Origin of the sequence: Acinetobacter sp. Lyrl_1, assembly GCF_051948795.1 — a bacterium.
GTDB classification, from domain to species: Bacteria; Pseudomonadota; Gammaproteobacteria; order Pseudomonadales; family Moraxellaceae; genus Acinetobacter; species Acinetobacter towneri.
Map to the genome: position 1 here is coordinate 1 of NZ_JAYJLK010000067.1, position 7,273 is coordinate 7,273.

Annotated in this window: 4 protein-coding genes and 1 pseudogene; 1 reads left to right on the plus strand and 4 read right to left on the minus strand. The window is 37.4% G+C overall.

The annotated features are described in order from the left end of the window. A partial coding sequence (locus VF675_RS13125) for an IS5 family transposase (protein WP_440205339.1) occupies nucleotides 1–750 on the minus strand: 750 nt, incomplete at its 3' end. A gap of 171 nt (nucleotides 751–921) precedes the next feature. On the opposite strand from VF675_RS13125, the gene VF675_RS13130 reads away from it, so the two are divergent. Beyond that, a complete protein-coding gene (locus tag VF675_RS13130; RefSeq protein WP_005403805.1) occupies nucleotides 922–1,251 on the plus strand; it encodes a DUF4236 domain-containing protein in 330 nt (109 codons plus the stop codon). Nucleotides 1,252–1,522: 271 nt separating this feature from the next. On the opposite strand, the gene VF675_RS13135 is transcribed toward VF675_RS13130, so the two are convergent. From VF675_RS13135 to VF675_RS13145, 3 genes and pseudogenes are all read right to left on the minus strand, one after another. After that, nucleotides 1,523–2,755, minus strand: a complete 1,233-nt coding sequence (locus VF675_RS13135) for an ATP-binding protein (RefSeq protein WP_161417873.1) — start codon at nucleotides 2,753–2,755, stop codon at nucleotides 1,523–1,525. A gap of 550 nt (nucleotides 2,756–3,305) precedes the next feature. Further along, nucleotides 3,306–4,961 carry an HNH endonuclease signature motif containing protein gene (locus VF675_RS13140; RefSeq protein ID WP_440205340.1) on the minus strand — a complete coding sequence of 552 codons (1,656 nt, stop codon included), beginning with the start codon at nucleotides 4,959–4,961 and terminating at the stop codon, nucleotides 3,306–3,308. A 698-nt stretch (nucleotides 4,962–5,659) separates the two neighbouring features. Further along, a pseudogene (locus VF675_RS13145) lies at nucleotides 5,660–6,600 on the minus strand (IS5 family transposase). Nucleotides 6,601–7,273: the final 673 nt, after the last annotated feature.

A 7,273-nucleotide genomic window follows, 5' to 3' on the forward strand; every position in this document is an offset into this window, starting at 1 on the left:
CCAAATTGCTCTTCCTAGGCATTTAACCGTTTTCAACAATTCATTTCTTTCTAAAGATCTCAGCTTTTTGTCTTTCCAGGGCTTCGCATTTTTTCTTGGCGGAATCACCGCATGTGCCTGTCGATCTGAAATGACTTTTCTGCAGTGTTTCGTGTCATAAGCACCATCTGTATAGACAGAATCAATCTGCTCATCAAGTGGAATTTGATCAAGTAAATCTTCGAGTACTTGTGAATCACTGACATTGTTTGTCGTGAGCTGAACGGCCCGTATTTGCAGCGTTTCAGCATCTATACCAATGTGAAGTTTACGCCATTGGCGACGATATTCAGGCTGATGTTTCTTACGTTTCCATTCACCTTCACCTAAAAACTTCAAGCCAGTAGAGTCGACGAGTAGGTGGAGACCATCACGACTTTTCTGATAGCTTATCGCAATATCAATATGCTTTTGTCTTCTACAAATAGTCGAATAATCTGGCGCTGTCCAATCTAATCTACAAAGTTTAATGAGGCTCTGAACAAAGCCAGTGACCATGCGTAAAGTGAGTCTAAATAGAGATTTGATCATCAAACAGCATTGAATCGCTATGTCGGAGTAGGTTTGACTTCGACCTTGTTTGCCTTGAGGTTCTGCATACCATTGTGTTTTTGGATCGAACCAAATGGCAATATTCCCACGATTAATGAGAGCTCGGTTATATGCGGGCCAATTGGTTGTACGGTAGATTTTGTGTGTAGGCTTCTTCATTTGGAAATTATATTGCCGAAGGAGTCCTTAAGAACAGCTTTGTGCAACAAAGCCATCACCAGATAAAAAATATACTAATATCGTGATGATAGCTGTCAAAGTAAGATCTCTAGCAGATCATGGATCCTGGTGTAGAGCGTAAATTGAGCTAAATTTTAGAATGAGAGCAATATGGGTTTTAGATTTCGTAAAAGTATTAAATTATTCCCGGGTTTTAAAATTAATCTGACCCATAAAGGCATCAGCAGTGCCAGCATTGGCAAACCTGGTGCTTCTCTAAATATTGGGAAAAAAGGTACGCGAACCAGTGTCGGTATTCCAGGTACGGGACTATCTTACTCTAAACACCAGCCTTACTCTAAAAAGACCCGTGTTCCACAACCGACATCGCTAGAACACACGGAATATAATCCTCAGAATTTAGAACAACCGAAGGCAAAGATATGGCCTTGGATTATTTTTGGAATATTGTGTTTTATGGTGGGTGCCGTCATTTTTTAGCAAGAACAGCATTGTATTTTAATCAAAAAAAATGCCCAGATGGATGAATGGGCAAACTAAGGAATTAATATCCTTCAGAAACTCCAGCGCAATTCTCGCTACTTTCAGTAAGCGACTCTGGATCAATCATGATAGTCTGACTCAATCGAATCGAGGTAAATCGATCCATCACAATTGGAGCAGAAATTATGCTTGAATACATTCTTGAATGATGCTGAAAAGTCTTTGATTTTTAATTAATAAATAAGATTATCCATGTCTACCCTCAACTTTACTTATTTTCAGATAGCAACCAATCGAGAGCACTCATTTTTACAATACCATTATAATTCGCTTCAGTCCCTATCGTGTCTAAGGTAAGCAAATACTTGGGATACGAATCAGAAATTTTCTGTAATGGACGTAACTCTCGGCTGAGTGTCTCCTCATTGAGCGTTTCTAATGCCACCTGATAATAAGTTAAATTCTGTAAAGTATCGACAGCAACAAAATCAATTTCATATTCATCAACCCGCCCTACATAGACCGTATAACCTCGTCTGACAAGCTCAAGATAAATCACATTTTCTAAGATATGACCTTGATCAGCATTAGCATCAGGTAACATAATCCGGCGCAATCCGACATCAACTAAATAGTATTTTTCAGAGGATTGTAATAACTCACGCCCACGTACTTTAAATTGTGCGGCACTATAAAATAGCAAACTGTCCTGTAAGCCCTGAATATAGCGTTTTACTGTTTCAAATGAGATTTTAACCCCGCTTGAAACAAAGGTATTTTTAATTTTATTGATGGAAATGGGTGAGCCTGTCACGCTTGCCAAATATCTTGCGACACGCTCGAGAGAGTTAATATCAGCAGTATTCAAACGAGGAATAACATCTTTAAACATTACACTGGCATAGACCGCTTGCAAGTAATCATAGGTTTCCTGCTGACTAGTCATGGCAAGCGTATAGGGGAAACTACTGTGCGTGTACATGGCATACAAATCACGATTGGATAATTGTTGGATGATCGGATTATTTTCAATATGCCACTGTTTAAACTCTTGGAATGAAAGGGGTAAAACATGTTGCTCTATATAGCGTCCTGTGAGTAAAGTCGCAAGTTCTCCACTCAGAAAGAATGCATTTGAGCCTGTAATATATAAATCGATATAATCTCGAACATATAAAGAGTCGACTACTTTTTCAAAATTAGTAACATGTTGTATTTCATCTAAAAAAACATAGTTTTTTTTACTTTTATCAACTTTAGACAGTACATAATCATGTAGTTTACGGTAATCTGTGAGTTCTTCAAATTCCATAAATTCGAAATTGATAGCAATGATGTTTTCGGCTTGTACACCCTGTGCTTTTAGGTCTTGTTGAAACATCGCTAACAAGGTGGATTTTCCAGAGCGACGTACACCCGAAAGCACTTTAATGACATCACGGTTTTGCCATGTATTCAGAAATTTTAAGTAGCCATCACGTCGAATATTAGCGCTTCGCATTGTTTACACTTGAAATCTAAAGTTTTAATTAATTCTATCAAAGTTTAGAACCTAGATGTAAAAATATTCAATTTTAAAAAAAGTTTAAAGTTTAAGTGAAACATTCAAAGCTACTGTTGAAGCATGCAAACAGTAGATCTGATAAAAATCCAAATTCTGTCTTTTTAATTATTTTCCATGTCATGTTATGTCATTGATGCTGCGACTTAACTGCTATATAAATTAAGTGAAAAGTAAAAGGAATTAATATGTTAACTAGAGTGGAACTCATTTTTGTTGTGCTGATGGTCTCAGCCTTAATCCTAATTGCTTATGAAATGCTAAAAGGTTTATTTTAGAGCATCTATACAATTTTTGATCAAAAAAAAGCCCACAGAGGGAATCTATGGGCGAAACTAAGGACCTTGACGGTCATTCAGAAACTACAGCTAGTTTCTGGTTGTGATTCTGGACTGAATTAAAAATAACCACATTGGCTGAATGTATCAAAAGTTAAATCATGTGATTAATCATTGATACATCTGCAAAAATGAGCTCATCGCTCTGTTGATTAATACAGTAATTCACCAAACAAATCCGCTCTAATCTGTTCCAGACTCAGATCTGATTTCATTCTATTACAGATGGGATGAACCAGCAGACCATTCTCTAGAACACCTTGCCCACCTACGGCTTTGGCAATCCGATGATCCGATTCAGTAGAATCAAGATAGATCAATCCATCACAAATGAGGCAAAAGTTATGATTACCCACCAGAAAATTGTGCTTAAGCAGACTCTTGGTTAATGCCGAAAAGGCCTTGGGCTTTGACCGAGAAATTGGACTAATCGACTCCACATATCCCACCACATGCTTGACGACTGCATCATCATAACCACCCAAAAATCTTTCGACATAAAACTCGTTAAAGTTTATGTACTTGAAGGCCTTAGACATGGACAGAATAAAGGTATTCAGGCATTCCTCATCATCAAAATCAACCTCCATTTCCAAGCTTAAGCAAATAAAGGCTTTATAGACAATTTGTAGCCGATCATAGCCCTTGATACCACTGCCGAACTTGCCGACCGTTTCGGTGGTCGCCACAGGGAAATTGGCGATCAAGAACTCAATACTACGGCGTACCCGGGTGAAGTCCTTGAAACTAATCTTTCGATGATGAATCTGCATGCGGCTTTCATGAATTTCATACACAATTGAAAACCATGCAAGAAAAGAAGTAATCTGAAAACGCTGATCCTTATAAAAATATAAGTATGGATGTAAGCCCAAACTCGGAACCCCAGCATTTTTTACAGGCGTCGCTATTCTGCAAAGAATGGTCAACAGATGCGACATTAGGTTTTCAACGCGCTCCCCCTGATTCAGACTCATAATATTATGAATCTGATCACCCGCAATGATATTCATCAGCTCATTGACCAGGCCAATTTTTTTGCCATGACTCATTTCATTGTCTAATAAAATGGTCGAAAAAAGTAACTGGTGGATCCTCTCCCCTAACTCAATCAACTCATTTAAACGTGTATATTGGAGCTCTTCTAGGTTAGATTTATTGTCATTGATATAACAACAGGCATAGATCGCATAATACGCGTCACTACCGCGATTTCTTAGGTGATATTCCTCATATTTATCTAAACGTTTAGTATCTGAGTTAATAGATTGAAATACCCGTCGCGCATCTTCCGGAGTCCCCAGTACCTGCCTGAAACTGATTTTAATATCTTCTAACTTCGACTTTTTTTCTGCAAATTCAGCATCAGTGCAAATTCTTTGAAAATCAGCGAGATCTCCTAAATAATTGCGGAGGTAACGAATATCTTGTTTTTGTGGATCATTGAAATTAGGTGCTTGAGTGACTTGCTCATCCGCAAAATATCTATTAATCCACGCATAGATACAGGAAAGACGATGTGCTCCATCAATAATGTAAATATTGCCGTGTATATCTTTCCAATACAAAATGCATAAATTGATGTTTTGATCTTCTGTGCAATCTTCAATAAAGTTTGCAATTTCTTGCACGCTCCAACATTCCGTAGAACGCTGGTTATCCGCTTTAAATAAACATTTGATGATTGGATGCTTTTCAAAATCAGTCAGTGCCACTTCAAAATTGTCACGCTGCATTGAAGGTGACATTTCTTCTGGCAACATGACTTTACGCTGAATAATATTGGTCAATAGTCGTGTAGAACCCATTTCTTATTTTCTCCAGGCAACACTTTCCTACTTTCGCTCAAGTACGAAATTTGAAAATGTATATAGTTCGATTTGGTTAAAGCTGTGAATTAAATGACCGTCAATATCCAGTCAGCGCTAACAAAAGAAACCTAAGAGAAATGGGTACTTTTAAAATGATATTTTTCATATTGTAATCTCGTTGATCAATGTGAAATTTGCCAACATCTTTTCCACGAGATGGTGGCAAACCAAATAGGGGTGGAAATACCGCTCAACGAAACGGCCAGTCATAGACTGCCCTACTTGGCCTGCCATAAAGCATTGCCATGCAGACACAAAAGAGCCACTAAAAGTGACTCTTTAGCACGTTGAGATGCGGGTTTCCACGCCCGATTACAGATTTTGCTGTAATGTAATAATCATATTTGTATCTTTTTCTTTGGTCAAACCAAATTAGACTTTTTTTACTCATTAATTCTATGAAAGGACCTCAATAAATTAAAATATTGAGGATTATTAAAACAAAAAATCAAATTCGCGGATTCCCAGGCCTTTGCTTGGCAAATCAGATTTTGACAAAGCAAAGGCCTGGGCCCCTTTTGAACCACTTATTAAGCTTAGGCTATTTTTAGAATATTTATGATTAGCAGTTTTAACTAAAGGCGGCTTTGTTGCATAAACATTCAAAAGCTGAGTTTTCCCCAATCCATTCAAATTTAAGTGACAACTTGGGTGTGAGGTCTACCTAATTCCGTAAATCTATTCAGAACTGCCACACGCGCATGAACTTCATTGACCTGACTTTGAAAATGTCTTGCCGTCAGCTTATCTCCTAATAATTTGATGCAATGCATCTTGGTTTCCACCAAACTGCGACGGTGATAGCCCGACCATTTTTTCCATAGGGTTCTGCCTAAATGCTTAACCGTTTGAAGTAACTCATTTCGTTCTATTGAACTGATTTTAGAATCTTTCCAGGGCTTGGCATTCTTCCTGGGTGGAATTACTGCATGTGCTTGACGATCTGAAATCACTTGTCTGCAGCACTTCGTGTCGTACGCCCCATCGGTATAGACAGAATCTATTCGCTCATTTGGTGGGATTTGATCCAGTAAATCACCTAGTTCTTGTGAATCACTGACATTATTTGTCGTAAGCTGAACGGCACGTATTTGCAGTGTTTCAGCATCTATACCAATATGCAGTTTACGCCATTGCCGACGGTATTCAGGCTGATGTTTCTTACGCTTCCATTCACCTTCACCTAAAAATTTTAAACCCGTAGAGTCGACGAGTAGGTGTAACCCATCACGACTTTTCTGATAGCTTATCGCAATATCAATATGCTTTTGTCGTCTACAGAGGGTGGAGTACGAATATCACTGATATTCGGGGCTGCTCAGCCACAGAGTTTAATCAGGCTTTGAGCAAAGCCAGTGACCATACGTAAAGAAAGACGGAATAGAGATTTGATCATTAAACAGCATTGAATCGCTGTATCGGAATAAGTTTGATTTCGTCCGTGCTTGCCTTGTGGTTGTGCATACCATTGGGTCTTAGGATCAAACCAGATTGAAATATTTCCTCGCTTGATTAAAGCTTGGTTATACGAGGACCAATTGGTTGTACGGTAAGTTTTAGGTGCAGGCTTCTTCATCTGGAAATTATATTGCTAAAGAAGCCCTCAAGAATAGCTTTGTGCAACAAAGCCACTAAAGGCTAGAATAAGGAATTTTCATTTATGAGCATTAACTCATCAAAACAGATTAATTCAACTTAAATACAGTTTCTATCTTCAGCAATGTATAAAATTGATTAAAAATTATCAACATAATATGAAAAAACGTACTTTTTATTTGGTTAAAAAACCAAAAAATCAACCCAAAATAAAGGGTTACATTATTTAAAACTGATTCTCCAATTAATTTAAAACAACACTCAATTTCATATTAAATCGCTTTTAATTTATTATTTTATTAACAACAAAAGGTATTATTTATATCAATAATATTTCAATTAATTTTAACGTAGCGTGATTATTGTCTTGCGTCTCAACAATGCTGTTTTTTAGGCTAAAAAACACTCAAAAAACCTAAAACCCGGGGTTGGATTTTCACCCTTAATTACCCCATTTTTGAGCGCTAAAAAACTGATTATCTGCAAACCAATACTCAGAAAAATCAAGCTGTAAAATTAAAAACAATATCCATATGTTTTCAATGTATTTTTTTTGATAAATTTCCGTTCATATGCTCAACCTCAGATAAGAACCCTTGAGCACTCTTTTTTGATACTCTCGGCACTCTTTCATCTTGTAAAAGACGCTTTGC